The organism is Gordonia sp. LMA167, assembly GCF_058130025.1.
Genome location: NZ_CM176708.1, coordinates 5,876,086 through 5,896,474 on the forward strand (window position 1 = coordinate 5,876,086; position 20,389 = coordinate 5,896,474).

General features: G+C 67.0%; 22 protein-coding genes, 4 tRNA genes and 1 pseudogene. 6 read left to right on the forward strand and 21 right to left on the reverse strand.

From position 1 onward, the window contains the following. Nucleotides 1-245: 245 nt before the first annotated feature. Genes ACVT6V_RS26315 through ACVT6V_RS26325 form a run of 3 tightly spaced genes read right to left on the reverse strand, consistent with a single transcriptional unit; the run spans nucleotide 246 to nucleotide 3,333 of the window. Nucleotides 246-752, reverse strand: a complete 507-nt coding sequence (locus ACVT6V_RS26315) for a TIGR04338 family metallohydrolase (RefSeq protein WP_489897010.1) — start codon at nucleotides 750-752, stop codon at nucleotides 246-248. Further along, entirely contained in the window at nucleotides 749-2,389 is a 1,641-nt protein-coding gene (locus ACVT6V_RS26320) for an ABC transporter permease (protein ID WP_489897011.1), read from the reverse strand. Before ACVT6V_RS26320 ends, ACVT6V_RS26315 begins: the two co-directional genes overlap by 4 nt. Continuing rightward, nucleotides 2,386-3,333, reverse strand: a complete 948-nt coding sequence (locus tag ACVT6V_RS26325; RefSeq protein WP_489897012.1) for an ABC transporter ATP-binding protein — start codon at nucleotides 3,331-3,333, stop codon at nucleotides 2,386-2,388. Before ACVT6V_RS26325 ends, ACVT6V_RS26320 begins: the two co-directional genes overlap by 4 nt. Nucleotides 3,334-3,422: 89 nt before the next feature. Between ACVT6V_RS26325 and ACVT6V_RS26330 the strand changes: the two genes are divergently transcribed. After that, on the forward strand, nucleotides 3,423-4,034 hold the full coding sequence (locus ACVT6V_RS26330) for a TetR/AcrR family transcriptional regulator (RefSeq protein WP_489897013.1): 612 nt from the start codon (nucleotides 3,423-3,425) through the stop codon (nucleotides 4,032-4,034). A gap of 44 nt (nucleotides 4,035-4,078) precedes the next feature. Further along, nucleotides 4,079-5,044 carry a YhjD/YihY/BrkB family envelope integrity protein gene (locus ACVT6V_RS26335; protein WP_489897014.1) on the forward strand — a complete coding sequence of 322 codons (966 nt, stop codon included), beginning with the start codon at nucleotides 4,079-4,081 and terminating at the stop codon, nucleotides 5,042-5,044. Between the two features lie 9 nt (nucleotides 5,045-5,053). Here the strand turns inward: ACVT6V_RS26335 and ACVT6V_RS26340 are convergent, their stop codons facing one another. The 11 genes from ACVT6V_RS26340 to ACVT6V_RS26390 form a co-directional block, all read right to left on the reverse strand. After that, a complete protein-coding gene (locus ACVT6V_RS26340) occupies nucleotides 5,054-5,884 on the reverse strand; it encodes a DUF2786 domain-containing protein (protein WP_489897015.1) in 831 nt (276 codons plus the stop codon). Nucleotides 5,885-6,007: 123 nt separating this feature from the next. After that, entirely contained in the window at nucleotides 6,008-6,466 is a 459-nt protein-coding gene (locus ACVT6V_RS26345) for a VOC family protein (RefSeq protein WP_489897016.1), read from the reverse strand. Nucleotides 6,467-6,531: 65 nt separating this feature from the next. Beyond that, complete coding sequence (locus tag ACVT6V_RS26350; protein ID WP_489897017.1) at nucleotides 6,532-6,975, reverse strand: helix-turn-helix domain-containing protein; 444 nt, start codon at nucleotides 6,973-6,975, stop codon at nucleotides 6,532-6,534. A gap of 6 nt (nucleotides 6,976-6,981) precedes the next feature. Next, a complete protein-coding gene (locus ACVT6V_RS26355; RefSeq protein ID WP_489901026.1) occupies nucleotides 6,982-7,227 on the reverse strand; it encodes an excalibur calcium-binding domain-containing protein in 246 nt (81 codons plus the stop codon). A gap of 148 nt (nucleotides 7,228-7,375) precedes the next feature. Beyond that, nucleotides 7,376-8,329, reverse strand: coding sequence for an L-lactate dehydrogenase (locus ACVT6V_RS26360; protein ID WP_489897018.1), 954 nt, complete (start codon nucleotides 8,327-8,329; stop codon nucleotides 7,376-7,378). A gap of 141 nt (nucleotides 8,330-8,470) precedes the next feature. Continuing rightward, nucleotides 8,471-9,184, reverse strand: a complete 714-nt coding sequence (gene rplA, locus ACVT6V_RS26365; protein ID WP_489897019.1) for a 50S ribosomal protein L1 — start codon at nucleotides 9,182-9,184, stop codon at nucleotides 8,471-8,473. A 100-nt stretch (nucleotides 9,185-9,284) separates the two neighbouring features. After that, nucleotides 9,285-9,719, reverse strand: coding sequence for a 50S ribosomal protein L11 (gene rplK / locus ACVT6V_RS26370; RefSeq protein WP_489897020.1), 435 nt, complete (start codon nucleotides 9,717-9,719; stop codon nucleotides 9,285-9,287). Between the two features lie 124 nt (nucleotides 9,720-9,843). Then, nucleotides 9,844-10,713, reverse strand: a complete 870-nt coding sequence (gene nusG, locus ACVT6V_RS26375) for a transcription termination/antitermination protein NusG (RefSeq protein ID WP_489897021.1) — start codon at nucleotides 10,711-10,713, stop codon at nucleotides 9,844-9,846. Between the two features lie 67 nt (nucleotides 10,714-10,780). Further along, entirely contained in the window at nucleotides 10,781-11,230 is a 450-nt protein-coding gene (gene secE / locus ACVT6V_RS26380; protein WP_489897022.1) for a preprotein translocase subunit SecE, read from the reverse strand. 39 nt (nucleotides 11,231-11,269) lie between these two features. Next, nucleotides 11,270-11,342 (reverse strand) — tRNA-Trp (locus ACVT6V_RS26385). Nucleotides 11,343-11,533: 191 nt separating this feature from the next. Then, nucleotides 11,534-12,955 (reverse strand): aminotransferase-like domain-containing protein, encoded by a 1,422-nt coding sequence (locus ACVT6V_RS26390; protein ID WP_489897023.1) that lies wholly within the window; start codon nucleotides 12,953-12,955, stop codon nucleotides 11,534-11,536. Here ACVT6V_RS26390 and ACVT6V_RS26395 point away from each other — a divergent pair. Continuing rightward, nucleotides 12,954-13,784: pseudogene (locus tag ACVT6V_RS26395) on the forward strand (DMT family transporter); the annotation flags it as partial. The gene ACVT6V_RS26390 and the pseudogene ACVT6V_RS26395 overlap by 2 nt on opposite strands. Before the next feature lie 93 nt (nucleotides 13,785-13,877). Here ACVT6V_RS26395 and ACVT6V_RS26400 read toward each other — a convergent pair. Then, a complete protein-coding gene (locus ACVT6V_RS26400; RefSeq protein ID WP_489897024.1) occupies nucleotides 13,878-14,906 on the reverse strand; it encodes an ABC transporter permease in 1,029 nt (342 codons plus the stop codon). An 88-nt stretch (nucleotides 14,907-14,994) separates the two neighbouring features. Between ACVT6V_RS26400 and ACVT6V_RS26405 the strand changes: the two genes are divergently transcribed. After that, nucleotides 14,995-15,588, forward strand: a complete 594-nt coding sequence (locus ACVT6V_RS26405) for a TetR/AcrR family transcriptional regulator (RefSeq protein WP_489897025.1) — start codon at nucleotides 14,995-14,997, stop codon at nucleotides 15,586-15,588. Here ACVT6V_RS26405 and ACVT6V_RS26410 read toward each other — a convergent pair. The 5 genes from ACVT6V_RS26410 to ACVT6V_RS26430 all read right to left on the reverse strand — a co-directional run bounded on the left by ACVT6V_RS26410 (nucleotide 15,581) and on the right by ACVT6V_RS26430 (nucleotide 17,451). Beyond that, nucleotides 15,581-16,663: a fused (3R)-hydroxyacyl-ACP dehydratase subunits HadA/HadB gene (locus ACVT6V_RS26410; RefSeq protein ID WP_489897026.1), complete on the reverse strand. Its 1,083-nt coding sequence runs from the start codon at nucleotides 16,661-16,663 to the stop codon at nucleotides 15,581-15,583. The genes ACVT6V_RS26405 and ACVT6V_RS26410 overlap by 8 nt on opposite strands. A 167-nt stretch (nucleotides 16,664-16,830) precedes the next feature. Then, on the reverse strand, nucleotides 16,831-16,998 hold the full coding sequence (gene rpmG, locus ACVT6V_RS26415) for a 50S ribosomal protein L33 (protein ID WP_003929651.1): 168 nt from the start codon (nucleotides 16,996-16,998) through the stop codon (nucleotides 16,831-16,833). A gap of 82 nt (nucleotides 16,999-17,080) precedes the next feature. After that, a tRNA-Met gene (locus ACVT6V_RS26420) sits at nucleotides 17,081-17,154 on the reverse strand. Nucleotides 17,155-17,174: 20 nt separating this feature from the next. Further along, nucleotides 17,175-17,247: transfer RNA gene (locus ACVT6V_RS26425), tRNA-Thr, on the reverse strand. A gap of 123 nt (nucleotides 17,248-17,370) precedes the next feature. Next, a tRNA-Tyr gene (locus tag ACVT6V_RS26430) sits at nucleotides 17,371-17,451 on the reverse strand. A 152-nt stretch (nucleotides 17,452-17,603) separates the two neighbouring features. Here ACVT6V_RS26430 and ACVT6V_RS26435 point away from each other — a divergent pair. After that, nucleotides 17,604-18,095 carry a YajQ family cyclic di-GMP-binding protein gene (locus tag ACVT6V_RS26435; RefSeq protein WP_489897027.1) on the forward strand — a complete coding sequence of 164 codons (492 nt, stop codon included), beginning with the start codon at nucleotides 17,604-17,606 and terminating at the stop codon, nucleotides 18,093-18,095. A gap of 388 nt (nucleotides 18,096-18,483) precedes the next feature. Here ACVT6V_RS26435 and ACVT6V_RS26440 read toward each other — a convergent pair whose 3' ends face one another. After that, a complete protein-coding gene (locus tag ACVT6V_RS26440) occupies nucleotides 18,484-19,146 on the reverse strand; it encodes a hypothetical protein (RefSeq protein ID WP_489897028.1) in 663 nt (220 codons plus the stop codon). A gap of 97 nt (nucleotides 19,147-19,243) precedes the next feature. Between ACVT6V_RS26440 and ACVT6V_RS26445 the strand changes: the two genes are divergently transcribed. After that, a complete protein-coding gene (locus ACVT6V_RS26445) occupies nucleotides 19,244-20,173 on the forward strand; it encodes an oxidoreductase (protein ID WP_489897029.1) in 930 nt (309 codons plus the stop codon). Nucleotides 20,174-20,389 lie beyond the last annotated feature (216 nt).

Consider the following 20,389-nt stretch of genomic DNA (forward strand, 5'->3'; position numbering starts at 1 on the left):
CCCAACCCCCGACCCTGCTCAGGCACCGGGTGGTCGCCTTCGCCCTCCCCAACCCCCGACCCTGCTCAGGCACCGGGTGGTCGCCTTCACCCTCCCCAACCCCCGACCCTGCTCAGGCACCGGGTGGTCGCCTTCACCCTCCCCAACCCCCGACCCTCCTCAGGCCGCGGTTGGTCGCCTTCGCCCTCCCCAAACTCCCGGCCTCTCAGCGACCGGATGACGACACCCCTCCACAACTCCGGCGCTCAGCCGACGCCGCTGTCGGCGAACATCACCCGATAGACGAACGCGGTCTCGGCCCCCATGACCAGCCCGACCAGGTCGATCAGGGTGTGCACGAATCCACGGCCGTGCGGCGGGTCATCCGAGTCGTCGAGGTGGTGTGCGAGTTCGTGTAGGACGACGAGTTCGCGTAGCGCCCAGCGGCCCTCCTCCGATGTCGGTACCGCGATCTCGGCCCCGTCGGCCGTGAGGTGATACTCCGCGGATCGATGACCGCGTCGTCGGCGTACCCGCACCGGCGTGGCCGCCCGCGTGAACTCGTCGGCGACACCGGGCATCGCGAGCACGCGCGTCACATAGTCGGCGACCGACTCCACCGACGCGAAGAGCGCCTCGGAGGGCAGGGTGACCTGCGTGCCGGCCAACTCGACCGTCCGTCCGTTCACGCCGCTGCCCGCGTGGTCGAACAATCGGTGCACGAGCCGTTCGGCGGCGTACACCTGACTTCGACCGGTGTCGCGCGACCTCACCCGGGGATGTCTCGTCGACGGAACCCGACCATCGACGCACTTACCATCGCGACCGTGACAACGGCGAGGACCACCACACCGGTGACCGACACCGACTCCAGCGGGACGTTGCCGACGGAGTACATCGGCGAGAGCCGCAGCACCGCGTCGGGAATGTCGAGGATGCCACCGAGGAACGCGATCGCCGTCGTGTAGCCGAGCAGCAGCCATGCCAACGACTGCCACCGCGGTAACCAGCCGAACAGCAGCAACGCGAACCCACCGAGAACTCCCACGGCCGGCAGGTAGTCGACACCGGCCATCAGGTTGTGCCCGATCTCGGTGCTGTCCGAGAGCTGTTGGGCCACAACCAGGCCGAGGACCAGCGTCGGGACGAGGGTGACGATCAGCATGCCCACGGTGATCACCAGGATCTCGGCTCCGAACCACGACGGTCTGTTGATCGGCTGCGCCAGCGTCGTCTCCAGCCGTCCATCCGTCTCGTCCGCCCGCAGTCGCGACACCGCGGAGATGACGAAGCCGCCCGCCATCAGGACAAGGATGGTGATCGTCAGCGCCAGATACAGGTCGATCGCCTCGGCACCCGAACCGCTACCGCCCAGCGCCTCGCCGAGCGATGGGTTACCCGCGAACGCCTCGCTGACGTCATGCACCAACGCGCCGAAGACGATGGCGACGGCCAGTCCCCCGGCGGTCCAGCCGATAACCGACCCGCGGTGCTCGGCGATCGCGCGCCCGATGGTTGATCCGGCGATCAGCCCGGCCCGCTCCTTGCCGGGCCGACTGGTCATCAGGCCCGACCCGAGGTCGCGGGTACCCGCCTGCCACACCCCGACCGCGAGCAGGGCCACCGCGACCGCGATCGCGAGCAGCAACGGCCACCAGCGCGAATCCGACGCGAACGGCCGGGTCTCCTGCTGCCACGCCAACGGCGACAGCCACTTCCAGCCGTTGTCTCGAACGTCGCCGATCGCGCGGAATCCGTAGGCGGCTCCCAGTACGAGCAGGCTCGCCGTGTACACCTTGCGGGTGCGCCGCACCCACTGGGCCGCGCACAGCGCAATACCCGTCCATACCGCGCCGAGTCCGGCCAGCGACCACGCATACAGCGCCGAGCTACCGACGTCGACGCCGTAGGCGAGCAGGCTGAACCAGATTCCGAGCGCCACCAGCACGAAGGCCGCCAGCGCCAGGGTCACCGCGGCGACGGCCGGCGCCCACCGCGCGACGCAACGCGAGCGCACGAGTTCGAGGAGTCCGGATTCCTCCGGCCCTCGGGTGGCGCGGGCGATCAGGTGGGTGGCCATCAGCGGGAACGCGATCGCGGCCAGGAAGGCGAACTCGTTGGCCGCAACACCCCCGAGAGTCGTTGCACCGTAGGGTGTTCCGTTGATGGCGGCGAGCGCCTTGTCGTCGGCGAAAGTCGCTCCGTAGGACGCGAGCTGCTCCGGGGTGGTGTAGGTGGAGTCGATCGCGGCGACGGTGCCCAGATAGCCGAGGACGATCGACGCGATCCAGATGAGGTACGGCTTCCAGCCGGTACGCAGTCTGAGCGCGATCATCGTCGTCACGCCTGCACTGCGACGGACGGTCGCCGCGGCCCGCCCGGTCGTCGGGGCGGTGGCGGTCGCGGTCATGACGCGCCGACGCTCTCGTCGGCGGGACTGGGCTCGCCGGCGTCCTCGTACGAGGTGAGGAACAGCTCGTCGAGGCTCGGCGGGCGCACGGTGAGGGCGTCGATACCGACGGCCACCAGCGCGGCCACGGCGTCGTCGAGGCCGGTGTCGGCCACGTCGAACCGCACGTCGCGCTCCTGGCCGTGCCCTCCGTCGGCGGTGGTCACGTCGAGATTGCCGATGCCGGGCATCGTCGAGAGCCCGTCGGGAACACCGCGTGTGCGGGCATGAACCTTGATCCGCGACCCGCGGCGCAGCTCATCGAGCCCACCGGATCGGACGGTCTTCCCGGCACGGATGATGGTGACGTCGTGGCTGAGGGTCTCGACCTCGGAGAGGATGTGGCTGGAGAGCAGGACAGTGACACCGTCGCTGACGCGTTCGCGCACGGACTCCTGGAACGCCTCCTCCATCAGCGGGTCGAGCCCGGAGGTCGGCTCGTCGAGGATCAGCAGGTCCGCGCGCGACGACAGCGCGGCGATCAGGGCCACCTTCTGGCGGTTGCCCTTGGAGTAGTCGTCGGCCTTCTTGGTGACATCGAGGCCGAACCGGTCGACGAGGTCGGACCGGCGTTTCTCGTCGAGCCCCGAACCGGCCGAGGCGAGCACGTCGATGCACTGACCACCGGTCAGGTCGGGCCACAGCGCGACGTCGCCGGGGACGTAGGCCAGCCGCTCGTGCAGGGCGACCGCGCGACGCCACGGGTCCTCGCCGAACATCCGGGCACCACCTCCGTCGGCGCGGATCAGTCCGAGCAGCACTCGGATCGTCGTGGACTTGCCTGCTCCGTTCGGCCCCAGAAAACCGTGTACCCGACCGGCCCGCACACGCAGATCCAGGCCGTCCAGCGCCTGGGTGCGCCCGAACCGCTTGGTCAAACCCGAAACCTCGATGACGTCATCCACCACTGCCCCGCTTCCGTCGCCATTCCATTTTGGCAGTCACCGCCACTTGGCAGTAAGTGTACATTTGTCGGAGAGCCGAAGGAACCCCGATGACCGCACAACCACAGCTCCCCGACCTCCGCTCCCGCAAGCGTGCACGGGCGATGCAGCACATCCAGAGCGTGGCCCTGGATCTGTTCGACGAACGCGGATACTCCGCCGTCACCATCGCGGACATCGCGGCGGCCGCCGAGGTGGGCGAACGTTCGGTGTACCGGTACTTCGGCAGCAAGCAGGACGTCCTGCTGTACGACGAGCTCGACGACGTGGTGCTCGCCGCACTGACCGAGAACCTCCGGAGCACCCCGCTGCTCGAGGCCGTCCACCGTTCGCTCGACGCCGCAGCGGAGATGTTCACACCCGAGGCGATGTCCGACGTCCGCCGGAAACTGCGACTGCTCGATGCCAGCCGCGAGTTGCGCATGGCTGTGTCCGGATACGCCGAGGCGCTCGGCGACGGGATCGGTCGGACGATCGCGGCCGGGAGGTCGCTGCCCGACGACGATCTCGCCGCCCTGATCCAGGGACGCTGCATCGTCACCGCACTGGTCGCCGCGATCGATCGCTGGTTCCGGGCCGGTGGCGAGGGGTCGGCCCTCGACGAGCTGCACCGGGCCGTCGACGTACTCGGCGAGGGATTCGGGGACGGCACTAAGATCTGACCGGCAGCCGCAGCAACCACCGGCCGCGGGAGGGAGGCGTCCGGTTGAGTTCTCCATCGCTGGGTACCCGGATGCGCGAGCGCGGTAACGCACTCGCCGATCGGGCGCGTGTCATCCCCGGCGCGCACATCATCATCCGCATCATCCGCGACCTCGCGGTCAACGACGTCACCGATCGGGCGATGACGCTCGCAGCGCAGGCGTTCACCTCGATCCTGCCGATCGTCATCCTGCTCACCGCCCTGCCCGATCACACCTTCATCACCAAGGCGCTCAACGGGCTGGGCGTCGATCCGCAACAGGTCGACGTCGTCTCCAACGCCACTCCCCAGTCGGCCACCGCTTTCGGTGTGCTGGGCGCACTGATGACGATCGCGGGCGCCACCTCGTTGTCGCGGGCGCTCGGACGGATGTACGTGTCGGTGTGGGGCGTGACCAAACTGCCCATCTCGGGGTGGTGGCGCTGGGTGGTGGTGATCTTCGCCGTACCGCTCGGTGTGGTCGCTCAAGGACTGTCGAGCTCGCTGCACGGGATCACCGTCACCGGTCACACCTTCGGCGGATACGGCGGTGTCGGTGTTGCGCTGGAGGTGATGGCCACCTTCGTGATCTGGACGATCATGTGGACCGTGGTGCCGCGGCTGCTGGTGTCGTCGCAGGTCCCGATGCGGTTGCTGGCGTTCGCGGGGGCGGTCACCGGGGTGTTCATCACGATCCTGCTGGTGGGCAGTCGCATCGCCCTGCCGACGATTCTCGGGGAGACGACTCGCCACTACGGCACCCTCGGCGGCATCTTCGTCGCCATCAGCTGGCTGTTCTTCTATGCCGCGATCGTGGTGGTCTGTGCCATCGTGGTGCAGACGCTGATGTCGGACGACGGCGCCATCGGCGCCTGGCTGCGTCATCGACTCGGCACACCACAACCCTTCCCGGTCCGGCCCAGCGAGTTCCTCAGCGGGGACGTGTTCCATGTCGAGAAGCAGGTCGACGAGGCCGCCACGGAGACCTGATGTCCCGCCTCACTTCTCCAACGATCCCCGCGCGGTGCCGAACTCGCGATCGGCACCGATCTTGGCCCGCCGACCCGCCCGGTCTCCCGCCTTTCGTGCCGCCTCCGAGTACCCGGCCGAGGCGCTCGACGGCCGCCAGGTGCCGCGCGCCTTGGACTCGGTGCGGTAGAAGTCGGTGACCTCGATCTCCTTGTTGCGCAATGCCAGCGCGGTGCTCGACGGACGGTGCGCGTCGTCGGCGTCGGCGGTGAGCGCCTCGGCCCGTGCCTGCTCCCGAGCCTCGTTCAACCGTTTGCCGATCCGTTCGGCGAACGCCGACTGGAAGTTGAGTCGGGCGGTGATCGGCGACAACGGCTTGGTCTCGAGGACCCGACGTGCCCTCCACCCGGAACCGCGGGTGACGACGCGGGAGAACTCCTCACCTTTGTAGGCACCGGACCGGAGGTAGGCGTCGCTGGCTGCGACCATCTGCACGACCAGCGAGGTGTAGAGGGTTTCGCAGGTGTCGATGTCGGCGGCATAACCGTAAGCCAGGACGAACGTCGAGTTGCCTGCCACATCGACCGTGATGTCGTTGGCCCGCGCGATCGCGACGAACAGCTGAACGTAGGTTTTCAACCCCCGCTTGCCGGCCTCGCCGATGGTGATCTGACGCGAGATCGGCGTGGTCTTCTGACGACCGTTCGGGTCGTGGCTGCGTGCCACGGCCAGGTCGATCGACGCCGCGGTCGCCAACCGCTGCGCCGCCTGCATGAACGTCTCGGCCTCGTGCGGGTTGTCGGTGCCCTCGGCCTGCCGCAGCAGCGCCGAGATCTTGGAGAGCAGCTTGTCATCGCGCATATATCTCAGACTATCCAGCGGTCCAATCGGTTCCATGTTTCTGTTCTTCCGCCCGAATTCGCCGGCTCCCCCGCGTGCGCGTGGAGAGTTTGGCGACACCCGGGGGACGAACGGTCACGCCGCTCAGTTGTCGGGGGCCCACCGACTGATGTCGTCGTCGGTGATCTCGCGATCCTGCGGCGCGCGCTCGGTCATCCGGATGTGGTTGCCGAACGGGTCGCGGAAGGCACAGTCGATGCCGTACGGCTGATCCTCGGGTTCCTGCGTGAACTCGACACCCTTGGCCGACAGGTCCGCAAAGGTTGCCCGGCAGTCGTCGGTGGACAGGATCGTCGTACCGAGGGCGCCCTGGGTCAGCAGATCCCGGACTGCGGCTGCCGCGTCCTCCGACATCGCCGGCGGGCCGGGCACCGAGAGCAGGATCTCGCGGTCCGGCTGTTCAGGTGCCGTGATCGTCAGCCACCGCATGAAGCCCATGTCGACGTCGGCGCCGACGGTGAACCCGAGTTTGCCGACGTAGAAGTCGAGCGCCTCGTCCTGGTCGAGAACGTAGATGGAATGGATGCTGATGCCGTTGATCATGCACCTGACGATACGGTCGCGGGACCGCGCGAGGCTTCTCCGAAACTGCTCAGCCGAGGGGCCGATCAAGCACCGGCGCCGGGAGCGTAGCGAGCGGGCCGATCAGATACCGGCCTGGCCCATTCGCGCACGAAGCACGACGGCACCTTCCCCGACGCCACCCGCCCCGACAGTGCAGCGGCTCGATACTCCGACGGATTGCGCCCGATGATCGAGGCGAACGTTCGGCTGAACGTGCCGAGGCTCTCGTAGCCCACGGCCGCCGCGACGTCGGTCACCGGCAGATCGCTGTTGCGCAGCAACGTGCATGCCCGCTCGATGCGCCGACGTTGCAGATAGCGGTGCGGCGTCTCACCGAACACGGCGCGGAACCGTCGGGTGAAGTGTGCCGGTGAGATCAGCGCGATGCGCGCCAGTGTGGGGACGTCGAGCGGTCCGGCGTAGGCGCGGTCGATCGCATCGCGCGCCCGCAGCAGTCGACGGTTCTCGTCCTCACGTGGGCTGAACAATCCGGATCAATGCTGTTCGCAGGCGATTCCGTCTTTGTCGCGATCGCGGCCGGACTTGTTGGCGTCATAGGTGTCCTGGTCGACGGTGAAGTTCGTGACCGGGTCCCCGGATGTCGAGTCGACGGCACCGGGCTCTCCCACCCCGTGCGGGTAGTCGGCGTTGAGTGCGTCGCAGTTGCGGTAGACGGTCGCTGCATCGGCGGGCGCGGTGACGGCCAGCGGCGCGATCACCATCGTCCCCGTTGCCATCATTCCTGCGATAACGACCCGTGAGCGACGCATGTCGAACCCTCTTCCCACATTCCTCGATGAATGCAGTGACAGTATCCGACCGCGGGCTGCTCGATCGGTCGCGTGCTCCGAAATAGTCCGATTGACGGACCGCTGAACACCCGACCGACTACAACCCGAACTTCGCCTGCATACCGCGCAGGGTTTCCGCCGACGACATCAACCCGGACAGCTCCAGTTCGGACATCGGCATCTCCAGCCGCGTCTGGGCGCCGTGTCGGTCGACGATCGTCGGCAACGACAGGCACACGTCATCGAGGCCCTCATACCCCTTGGCGACCGTCGACACCGGCAGCACACGATGTTCGTTGTTCAGCACCGCCTCGACGATGCGTGTGGCGGCCAGCCCGATCGCATAGTTGGTCGCGCCCTTGCCCTCGATGATCTTGTACGCCGCGTGCACCACCTCATGGTGAATGCGCTCACGGGCGGCAGCATCGATGGGCTCACCGCCCGGCAGCGGCTTCCAATGCAGTAGTGGGACACCGCCGATGGTGGCTGAACTCCACAGCGGGATCTCGGTGTCGCCGTGCTCGCCGACGATGTAGGCGTGCACATTCTGCACCGCCACGTCGCAATGCTGCGCGATGAGGAAGCGCAGCCGCGACGAGTCCAGCACCGTCCCGGACCCGAACAACTGATTACTGGGCAGGCCACTGTATTTCAGCGCCGCGTAGGTCACGATGTCGACTGGGTTGGTGACCATGATGTAGACGGCGTTCGGCGCCACCTCGAGCACCCCCGGCATGATCTTCTTGGTCAATCCGATGGTGGCCTCGGCCAATTCGAGCCGCGACTGTCCCGGCTTCTGCTTGGCCCCCGCGGTGAACACGACGACGTCGGCGTCGGCGCAGACCGACACGTCGTCGTCGCCGATGATGTCGGTGCGAGGGACGAATTCGAGTCCGTGCGACATGTCGAGCACCTCGGCGGTCACCTTCGCCGTGTTGATGTCCATCAGCGCGATAGTCCGCGCCACACCACGGATCAACGACGCGTACGCGACGGCGGTGCCGACCGCCCCCGCGCCTATGATGGCCAACTTCGTCGGTCGTGCTTCCATCAGAACACCGCCTGTGTCTCGTGGATCCGCCTCTGCGCAAGATTATTCACAAACGCGACGGACCGCGCAGGAAGACGCCCACATACGCGGAAAACCCCCGACCCATGACGGGTCGGGGGTTTCCGGAGTCTGCTCAGGGACTCAGGACGGCGCCTCGGTGAAGTTCCGGCTCACCTGCGGGTCGACCGGGATGCCCGGGCCCGTGGTGGTGGAGACGGTGACCTTCTTGATGTAGCGGCCCTTGGCGGCCGACGGCTTCGCACGCATGATCTCGTCGTAGGCTGCACCGTAGTTCTCGGCCAGCTTCTCGACGTCGAACGATGCCTTGCCGATGACGAAGTGCAGGTTCGCTGCCTTGTCGACGCGGAAGTTGATCTTGCCGCCCTTGATGTCGTTGATGGCCTTGGTGACGTCGGTGGTCACGGTGCCGGTCTTCGGGTTCGGCATCAGGCCACGCGGTCCGAGGACACGGGCGATGCGGCCGACCTTGGCCATCTGATCAGGGGTGGCGATCGCGGCGTCGAACTCCAGCCAGCCGCCCTGGATCTTCTCGATGAGATCCTCGGCGCCGACCTCGTCGGCTCCGGCGGCGGTGGCCTCGGCGGCCTTGTCACCGGCGGCGAAAACGATCACGCGGGCGGTCTTACCGGTGCCGTTCGGCAGGTTGACGGTGCCACGGACCATCTGGTCGGCCTTGCGCGGGTCGACGCCCAGGCGGATGGCGACCTCGACGGTCGAGTCGGTGTTCTTCGACGACGTGTCCTTGGCAAGCTGCGCAGCTTCCAGCGGGCTGTACAGCTTGTCCTTGTCGACCTGTTCCGCGGCGGCGCGATAGGCCTTGCTCTTCTGTGCCATTGCTCTGTTCTTTCTCCGTAAGTGAATGTTCGGGTTAGTGGTTAGTGGGCCGAGCCGGCCCTCCCACGGGATCTCCGCTGATCAAGCAGCGGCAGACCGGTCAGCCCTCGACGTTGATCCCCATCGACCGTGCAGTACCGGCGATGATCTTCGCGGCCTGGTCGATGTCGGTGGCATTGAGGTCTTCGGCCTTGGTCTTGGCGATCTCGCGGACCTGGTCCATCGAGACCTTGCCGACCTTCTTGACGTGCGGCTCGCCCGAGCCCTTCTGCAGGCCGGCGGCCTTGAGGAGGAGCTTTGCAGCCGGCGGGGTCTTCAACTTGAAGTCGAAGGACCGGTCTTCGTACACGAAGATCTCGACCGGGATGACGTTGCCACGCTGCGACTCGGTCGCCGCGTTGTACGCCTTGCAGAACTCCATGATGTTCACGCCGTGCTGACCAAGCGCCGGACCCACGGGCGGAGCCGGGTTGGCCGCGCCTGCCTGGATCTGGAGCTTGATGATCCCGGCGAGCTTCTTCTTCTTGGGAGGCATCTCTAGTTCCTTGGTTGTTTTCTTGCAGATCCACGCCCGCTGGAGACGTGAAAGTTTCTGTTGGTCGGCCTTCGTGACGCTCGCTCGTACGTCGCGGGCTCCTCAGGGACCGGGTTGGTCTGTTCTAGATCTTCTCGACCTGGTTGAAGCCGAGCTCGACCGGAGTCTCACGACCGAAGATCGACACCAGCACCTTGACCTTGCGCTGCTCGGCGTTGACCTCGCTGATCGAGGCGGGCAACGTCGCGAACGGGCCGTCCATGACGGTGACCGACTCGCCGACCTCGAAGTCGACCTCGATGACCGCGGTCGCTGCGGCGGCAGCGGCCTCGACGCCTTCGGCACCGGCCTTGGCGGCGGGCTTCTTGGCTTCCACCCGCGGCATGAGGAACTGCAGCACCTCGTTGAGCGACAGCGGCGACGGCTTGGAGGTCATCCCGACGAACCCGGTGACACCCGGGGTGTTGCGCACTGCGCCCCACGACTCGTCATTGAGGTCCATCCGGACCAGGATGTAGCCGGGGAGCACCTTGCGGTTGACCTTCTTCGGCTGACCGTTCTTGATCTCGGTGACCTCTTCGGTCGGGACCTCGACCTGGAAGATGTAGTCGCCGACGTCGAGGTTCTGCACACGGGTCTCGAGGTTGGCCTTCACCTTGTTCTCGTACCCGGCGTAGCTGTGGATGACATACCAGTCGCCGGGCGCGCGGCGAAGCTGCTTGCGCAGTTCCTCGACCGGGTCGACGTCCTCGGCGGGGGCTTCCTCAGCGGGGGCCTCCTCGGCGGCAACCTCATCGGCCACCTCGACCTCGTCGGCAACCGCGTCCTCGATGGCCTCGGCTTCCTCGACCGCGGCCTCGCCACCCTCGACGGCTGCCTCGTCGTCCTCGGCAGCCTCGACCTGCGCCTCGACACCGGGATCATCGGTGTCGACGGCAGCGCCGATCGTCGTATCGACCTCGGTCGATTCGAACTCGTTCTCCGGGGTGCTCACTGCAGCCCACGCTCCTCTGTCGGTTCCGGTCTCCGGGGTCCGGCCACTCCCACTCACGCGGGAGTGCTCAGCCGAACATCCAGAGGACCAGCTTGGCGAAGGCCACGTCGAGACCGGAGATGAAGGCGGTCATGATGACCACGAAGACCAGCACGACGATCGTGTACGTGATCATCTCCCGGCGGGTGGGCCAGATGACCTTCTTCAGTTCGGCGACGACCTGCTGCAGGAAGAGCCAGATCCGTGCGAACGGATTGCGACTCTGACCTGCGTCGGCCTTCTTCTTGCGTTCCTTTACGGCGACCGCGGAACCGCTGTCGGATTCCGCGCCGCTGTCGGTGGTGGAGGCACCCGCCGACGACCGGCGGCGCGACGAGCGCTTGCCCGACGGACGGAGCTCAGACGACTCCGACCCGGTCTCCTCGACGTCGTCGCGACTTTCGAGCCCCTCCACCGAATCGGTGGCGGTGTCGTCCGCGGCGCCTTTGGCGCGGGCAGCTCGATCTCGCTTGCTCACTTTCGAGGTCCTCTCGTCAACGTGTGCCCTTCACCAGGGCAGGGGCGACAGGACTTGAACCTGCAACCTGCGGTTTTGGAGACCGCTGCTCTGCCAGTTGAGCTACGCCCCTTTGCGACTGTTCCGTGGCTTGACGCCACGCTACAGCTGCCATCTGGTCCGACCCTGAGGAAAGCTCCCCACAAAACCAACGCGCTACCCTACGGGCAGCGCGCAAGTGTCAAGTCAAACCAGACACTTCAGTGTAGATCACCGGGGTCGTTGAACCCAAAACGGGTTCGGTCACCCGCCTCGACGGGTGGTCTACAACGCCCGGGCCAGGATCTCCACCGCCTCCGGGTACCGCTCGGGTGGCGCCGCACCGTAGTTGAGCCGGATGAACGGGCCGGTCGGCTCGGTCGGGAACCACTCCCCGCCCGGCGAGATCGACAGACCACCAGCCAACGTACGCGCCGCCATGACATCCGGATCGGTAGGCGTGCCGTCGCGGCCGTACGCGGGCAGCGCCGCCCACAGGTTCAGGCCTCCGGCCGGCCGCTGGACGACGTCGATCATCGGCGCTCCACCTGCGATGGCCGCGAGCAGCGCATCCCGGCGAAACTGCAGCGCGCGCCGGAGTCGTTGCAGGTGGGTGCGCCACGCCGGTCTCGACACCACGTCGAGCGCCACGGCCTGGAGGACCGGGGCCACGTACAGATCCGACACGGTCAGCGCGTTCTCGATCCGCGAGCGAGCGGGCCCGCGGGCGATCAGCGCCGCCACCCGCACGGTCAGCGACAGGCTCTTGGTCAGCGACCGGATGTAGATCACGTGACCGTCGGTGTCCGAACAGATCAGTGGTCGCGGTTGCGCCTCCATCGCGAAGTCGTGCGCCCAGTCGTCCTCGACGATGAAGGCCCGGTGGGCGGCGACCACGGCGAGCACCTCGTCGCGTTGTGCGGGGCTCCAGACGTCGCCGGTGGGGTTGGCGAACGTCGGCTGGGTGTAGCAGAGCCGCGCCCCCGACGACGCGAACGCTTCGTCGAGGTCGGCGGAAGTCGGCGCCCCATCCGTGCGCGGCACCGGCACGATCACGAGCCCCGCCTGCCGCGCGGCCGCGATCGCACCCCAATAGGTGGGCGACTCCATCACGATCGGGTCTCCCGGTGATGCCAGCGCGCGAAAGGTCGCGGCGAGTGCCGCCTGCCCGCCGGAGGCGATGACCGCGTCGGTCTCCCGCAGTCCGTCAGCACCGAGTTCGTCGACGAACCACCGCCGCAGCTCGGGGAGGCCCGCGGTGGGCGGGCGGACGAACACCGCGTCGCGATTCGGGCCACTGCCGGCGCCACGGGTGACGCGTGCGAACGCGTTGCGCACCTCCCGGATGGGTAGCAGCTCGACGTCGGGATAGCCGCTGTGCATGGCGATGGTGTCGTGCGGCACCTGTCGCATGCTGGAACCGATCGGCGACGGCCCGGCCCGTTCCGGTCCCAGCGCCGCCGTCTGCCAGGCGATGTCACCGGACATCAGTCCGGGCACCCTCGGGCGGACGAAAGTTCCTGATCCCGAGCGTGTTTCGACGACCCCTTCGGCGACGAGCCGCGCCAGCGCCCGCTGCACGGTCACCGGCCCGGCACCGAATTGTGCCGCCAACGTCCGCGTCGACGGCAGTTTTCCACCCGGCTCGGACGCCGCGGCGAGCGAACGCAGATGACGAGCGATCCGCTCACTGCTATCGTCAAACATGAGTAATCATAGTAGCGCTATCCCCAGCCGTCCGCCTGCGCTATCGCATCATGGCGTGGCGTGGGGGTTCCTCGGTGTCGCGGCGTTCTCGTTCACGGTGCCGTTCACCCGGGTTGCCGTCGACGGTTTCGACCCGTTCTTCATCGGCTGCGGCCGCGCCGTCGTCGCCGCCGGGCTGGCCGTGATCGCGCTCCTACTCGGCCGGGTGCCAGTGCCGACCCCGCGACAGTGGGTTCGGCTCGTCCCCGTCTCGCTCGGCGTCGTGGCCGGGTTCCCCATCCTCACCTCGCTGGCCTTGCGCGAGACGTCGGCCGGTCACTCCGCCGTCGTGATCGGCCTGCTCCCCGCCGCCACCGCGGTGGTGGCGGTCAGCGCCACCCGTGAACGTCCGACCCGCCGGTTCTGGGTCGGCGCGGCGTTCGGCGCCGTCGCGACGCTGGCGTTCACCGTTCTCGGACATGGCGCACTCGAGATGCCCCGCATCGGCGACCTGTATCTCCTCGGCGCAGTCCTGCTCGCGGCGATCGGTTACGCCCAGGGCGGTGTGCTCGCCCGCGAGCTCGGTGCGTGGCAGACCATCTGCTGGGCCCTCCTGCTCGCCCTGCCGGTCATGCTCATCGGCACGCTAAGCGTCAGCGGCGGGCAGCTGCCGCACGCCACGCCCGGAGAATGGGCAGCGTTCGGCTACCTGTCGGCGGTGAGCATGTTCCTCGGCTTCTTCGCCTGGTACCGCGGGCTGGCGATCGGCCCGATGACCACGGTGAGTCAGGTCCAGCTGATCCAGCCGGTGGTGACCGTGCTGTGGGCCGTGGCGTTCCTCGGCGAGGATCTCACGTGGTCACTGGCGGTCGGCGGACTCGCCGTCATCGCGTGTGCGGCGTTCACCGTACGCAGCCGGGTCGTGGTCGCCGCCTCCGCCGATTCACCGGTGCGCGACACCGGTTTGCTGCGACGGCGGATCGATGCCCACCGCTTCGTCGATGAGTTCGTCGTCGGCACTGATGTCGGTGTGTCGACGAAGCGCCACGCCGTAGAGCAGCAGGCCCACCACCAGCCAGCAGGCCAGCACCACCACGGGCATCACGATGTCGTGACCACCGAAGAAGACGGTGTTCCGCAGCAACGTCCCGGTGGCTCCCGGTGGCAACAGCTGGCCGATCGTGCCCCACGGCGACGGCAACAGGTCGGGAGCGGTACTCAGCCCCGACAGCGGGTTGCCGAACACGATCAGCGCGAGCGCCGCGATACCCAAACCCGCACCGCCGAACAGCGAACGTAACCCGATCACACCGAATGCCGTCGCCAGAATCCCCAGCATCCCGGCGAGGGCGGCAAACCAGAAACGGTCGTCGAAGGTTCCGACCACGAAGCGCAACATGGTGATGAGGCCGAGCGAGCCGACAACCGAGAACGCGACAACGGTCGGGATCATCCGCCCCGGCGTGCGGATCAGCATCATGATCACCAGTGCACCGATCCACCCGCCCAGCGCGAGCGGCAACGCGCCGGCGGCCAGGCCGATCCCCCGCGGATCGCCGGTTCCGAATGCCCGGACGTCGTCCACGGTGCTGGTCATGTCGTGCGACGACGCGATCCCGTCACCGATCTGTTCGATCAGCGTCGCCACCGCCGGGCTCCCCGCCGTGGCGACGAGCGTCGTCATCGAGTCGCCGTCGATCACCAGCGCGCCGTCGACCGTGCGGTCCTCGATCTGGGCCCGCGCGGTCGCCTCGTCGGGCACCGACGTCACGTCGAAGCCACCCGGGTGGGACCGCTCGAGGCCGGACGCGACCTGCTCGACGACCGCCGACGGTGCGACCACGCCGAGCGGTAGGTGATTGGGCCTGGCATTCACGCCGGGCAGTACGAAAGCGAGCAGCAAGGCCGAGAGGCCCACGGTCAAGCCGACGACGATCGCGATCGCACGTCGGGTCTCAGCACTGACGGTCACCGTCACCACTCCTTAAGATACGGAACGTTTCTTCTGGAGTGATGCTAGTCTCGACCCATTAGATACGCAACGTTTCTTGGGGTGTGAGGTGGCGGGAAGTCGGCGACGCGGCGCAGAACTCGACAGCGCGATCTTCGATGCCGTGCTGGCCGAGCTCGAGGAGGTCGGGTACCACGGACTGACGTTCGAGGGTGTCGCGCGCCGCGCAGGAACCAGCAAACCGGTGCTCTACCGACGCTGGTCGACCCGGTTACAGATGGTCACCGCGGCGATCGTCAGCGTGAGTGACAGCGCCATCAGCAGCGTCGACACCGGTTCGTTGAGTGGAGATCTGCGCGCGACTCTCAGACGAGTGCTGGAACGACTCGAGGCGACCACACGTCCATCGGCCCTCGGCATCCTCGCCGACGCCGCCGACGAACCGGAAGCGCGCACACTGGCGATCCTGCAGAGCAAGGGCACGGCGCTGACCGACGAGGTGGTCGCGCGGGCGCGTAGCCGTGGGGAGATCGGTCACGGCGAGCTACCCGAACGGGTGCGGGCGCTGCCGTTCGACCTCGCGCGCTACGAGTTCCTGATCAACGCGAGTCTGACGCCCGACACGATCGACGAGATCGTCGACGCCGTGGCGGTACCGCTGATCAGGTCGTACGCCGGAGTGAGTGGATCGGGTCTCAGTTGAACTGGACGTGCGCCTGGGCGCGGCCGAAGATCTTGCGGTCACCCTGCTTGCCGATGATCGCGATGACGCCGCGACGCGTCTCCGGGTCGAGCGACTTGATCTTGCCGGTGAAGTCGACCTGGGCGTAGCCCTCGGCCGGAACATAGACCGGGCTGGTGAACCGCACGTTGTATTCGAAGATCGCGGCCGGGTCGCCGACGAAGCTGCTGACGAAGCTGGCGCCGAGCCCCATGGACTGCATGCCGTGCGCGACGACGGTCTCCAGGCCGATCACCTTGGCGACCTCATCGGAGAAGTGGATCGGGTTGGGGTCGCCGGCGACACCCGCATAGTTGACCAGGTTGCCGCGGGTCAGCGTCTTGGTGACCGGAGGAAGTTCCTGACCGACGCTCAGATCGTCGAAATTGATCGCCGAGTACGGCTTGGGGGCCACGGACGGGTCGGGGTCCGAGTAGCGGTCGAACGGCCCGTGCACAGTCTTCGGCATGACCGCCTCACGGTCGACCTTCATCATCACGTGCTCGAGCTTGTCGATGACCTCGGGATCGGCTTCCACGGCCGGGCGGGCCACGAGGCTGGTCCAGGTGGTCATCACCGGTTCGTCGTACTGGTTCCAGATGATGTTCTTGGTCACCATCACGTCGGTTCCGGCCATCTGACGGAACGAGTCCAGCGAGACGTCGCAGATGAGCTGATCGCCGACCTTGATCGGCTGGTGGAACACCAGGCGCTGATCGGTCTGCATGATCTGCCACAGGTCGTAGCCGGTGACGACGTCCTCGAAGAGTCGACGCTGGGCGATGATGCCGAGGACCGAGACGAAGGTGGGCGCGGCGATCAGGGTGTCGTGACCCATCTCGAGGGCAGCGGCCTCGTTCCAGTGGACCGGGTGGTCATCCTGGACGGCGCGTGCGTGCTTGCGGATCTCTTCGCGGCCGACCTCGTAGTAGTCGTCGACGGTGTAGTTGAAGCCCACCATCTGCGTGGTGTGGGCAGCGATCTCCGCCGGAGTCAGTTTGTCACCGTTCTTCAAGGCGTCGATCCGCTCCTGGATCTCGGTTTCGGTCACTGACATCGGACGCCGCTCCTTCACTTCAGCCAATTTCCCCGATGGCTGCGTTCTCGTTCGGGGCCGTGGACCGGGGCCCGGTCAACACCGACCGGTTCACCCTACCTACGGCTGCGGGCCACCTCTTGGATCAAGAGGCAGCCCACATGTCGTTCATCCCGCAGGATGCTGTGTCAGCGCGATTCCTTGTGCGCCTGATGCTTGCCGCAGTTCGGGCAGAACTTCTTGATCTCGAGACGATCGGGATCGTTGCGACGGTTCTTCTTGGTGATGTAGTTACGGTGCTTGCACACCTCGCACGCCAAGGTGATCTTGGGGCGAACATCTGTTGAGGAGGCCACTTCGTTGCCTTCTTTCGGTGGTACGTGGGCGGGCTCGGCAGCCCTTTGCGTGTTCGGGTCCGAGCTGGTCGGCACCGATGTGTAGCGGTGGAGGGACTCGATCCCTCGACCTCACGATTATGAGTCGTGCGCTCTAACCAGCTGAGCTACACCGCCATGTGGACTGGGGTCCAGCGAGCCCCCTGACGGAATCGAACCGTCGACCTTTTCCTTACCATGGAAACGCTCTGCCGACTGAGCTAAGGGGGCGTGCCCGCTCCGGGCGTACCCGGCTCGAGAGCCTTAACGAGATTACACACCAACCTAGGCGCTCACCAAATCGCTGGTCGCGACCGGTGGCGAGCGCCGATGAGTCAGCGTGAGACCACGTCGTGGCAGGTATAGGATTCGAACCTATGTAGCTTGCGCGACGGATTTACAGTCCGCTCCCTTTGGCCGCTCGGGCAACCTGCCGTGCCGTTCCTCCGGCCGGGCTCCCGACCGCATGAACAACGCCGTGAAGAATACAACGAACATCCCATGCCAGTGCAAACCCGCTGGTAGATGGGGCAGTTTGACCGTGGGCCGTCGCCGACCGCCAATCGGTGAGGCGCTAGGGTGTCGTCATGGCTGATTCATCGTTCGACGTGGTGAGCAAGGTCGACCGCCAAGAGGTCGACAACGCCCTCAACCAGGCCGCCAAAGAGCTGTCCCAGCGCTACGACTTCCGTGGCACCAACACCGGCATCGAGTGGTCCGGCGAGGAGGTCATCGTGATCACCTCCGACGCCGAGGAGCGTGTGCAGGCCGGTCTCGAGGTCTTCAAGGAGAAGTTGATCCGCCGCGACATCTCGCTCAAGGCGTTCGACGCCGGCGAGCCCGCCGCGTCCGGCAAGACCTTCAAGATCACCGGCAAGATCGTCGAGGGCATCGACTCCGAGCACGCCAAGAAGATCTCGAAGAAGATCCGCGACGAGGGCCCCAAGGGCGTCAAGGCGCAGATCCAGGGCGAAGAACTGCGCGTGTCCAGCAAGAAGCGTGACGACCTCCAGGCCGTGATCGCGCTGCTCAAGGGTGAGGACTTCGGGATCGCGCTGCAGTTCGTGAACTACCGGTAGCGGCCGAGGCGTCGGCCGAGGCCCCCACTAACCGCTGATCGAGTAGCGACCGAGGCGCCAGCCGAGGCCGCGCATCGAGATCACCCCACCCGGTCTCGATACACCCCTCGCCCAGCGGCTCGGGCCTACTCGACCAGCGAAACACTCACCCCAACCGCTGATCGAGTAGCAGCCGAGGCGCCAGCCGAGACCCCCAACCGCTGATCGAGTAGCAGCCGAGGCGCCAGCCGAGGCCGCGCATCGAGATCACCCCACCCGGTCTCGATACACCCCTCGCCCAGCGGCTCGGGCCTACTCGACCAGCGAAACACTCACCCCAACCGCTGATCGAGTAGCAGCCGAGGCGCCAGCCGAGGCCGCGTATCGAGATCCCCCGCCGCATCACGCATCACACGATGCCGATCTCCCGTGCCCGCATCCCGGCCTGGAACCTCGACTGTGCGCCGAGCGCCGACATCAGCTCGGCGACACGTCGCCGATAGGTGCGTACGCCGAGGCCGAGACTGCGCGCGGCTGTCTCGTCCTTGACACCTTGGCTGAGCAGGTCGAGCACCTGGGACGCGAGCCGACGAACGTCGGCGATGCTCGCGTCGAAGGAGGCGAGGTCAGTCGCCGACCGCCACGCGACCTCGAACAGCGACGACACGCCGGCCACGGTGTCAGGCTGGGTGATCACGCTGTAGCTGCGTCGGCCGGCATCGCGGTTGCCGGCCAGGATCACCAGTCGCTGGTCGAGGATGATCGTCTCGTTGATCTCGTCGGTGGTGACGCGTATCTCCGCGCCGAACTGATCCCGGCGCTTGGCCAACTCGTGGGCGGCCACCGGGTCGAGCAATGTTCCCGCCCGATAGATCTTGCGGACTCGTCGGTCGGTCCGGTGCGGTTGCGCCGATTCGGTGTCCGCGAGGTCACCGGTGCCGTGGGCCCACGCGAAGGTCCACAGGTCGTTCGCGGCGCACGACACCTCGCCGGCGCTCGCGAACAGATGGGCGGTGCGAGCGAACAGTTCCTCTTCGCCACGCACGACGGTGACGGCATCGGTGCTGTGCATGGGTTCAATTGTGCGCCCGACCGACGTCGCGGCGCCCGGTTGGCAGGTTGTTGCCAGAACCGGCGAGCACGTTCTGCGCGACACCATGCTGGCTGACATGACCACAGATTCAGCCATCACCGGAATCATCCCCACCGCCGACGCCGCAGGCACCTGGCAGCTCGGCGACGTCACCGTGAACCGCATCGGGCTGGGCGCCATGCGCCTGGGCGGCATGCCCTGGGAACCGCCCCGCAGCCGCGACGACGCCATCGCCGTCCTGCGCCGCGCCGTCGAGCTCGGCGTGAATCACATCGACACCGCAGCCTTCTACTTCACGTCCGTGCGGTCGTCCAACGAGTTGATCAGCAGCGCCTTGCAGCCCTACCCCGACGACCTGGTGCTGAGCACAAAGGTCGGGCCGAGCCGGTCCCGCTACGGCGAGTTCGAGGACATGGCACGTCCCGATCAGCTCCGCGGTCAGGTCGAGGAGAACATCCGTCAGCTCGGCATCGACCAACTCGACGTCGTCAACCTGCGCTGGGGAACGAGCATGGACAAGGCACCCGGATCGATCGCCGATCACCTCGGTGCGCTCACCGAACTGCGCGATGCGGGTCTGCTGCGCACCATCGGCATCTCCAACATCACCGCCGACCAGCTCGCCGAGGCGCTGACCATCACCCCGGTCGTCAGTGTGCAGAACCGATACGGACTGACCGATCGCGGCGACGACCACCTGCTCGAACTTTGCGGTCGCGAGGGCATCGCATTCGTGCCCTTCTTCGCCGTCGCGACCGCCACCGGGGCCTCCCCGGACGGTCCGGACGACACAGGCGAGGCCCAGATCAGGGCGGTCGCCGACGCACACGGCGTCACGCCGGCACAGATTCGGCTGGCATGGACGCTGCACCGCGGGCCGCATGTGCTCGCCATCCCGGGCACCGGCAACCCGGCCCACCTGGAGCAGAACATCGCGGCGGGCAGCATTCGGCTCAGCGCCGACGACCTCGCCGTGCTCGGTGACCTCGCGCCTGCCGACGATTAGGCGGCAGTGTCGGCGACGGTTCGGCAGGCCGTCGCTGACCTGGGACTACACTGGACCTGTCGCGGTTGCGGCGAGCAACCGGAAGGCCACCCATCACACAATCTCCCGCCCCGATCGATGTCTACTTCGCAAACCCGGAGCAGGAGTCCCTCGGCGCCACCGCGCGTTCGTCGGCACCCACCGAACGCGATCCCGATGTGGTCCGGTTCAACGGCC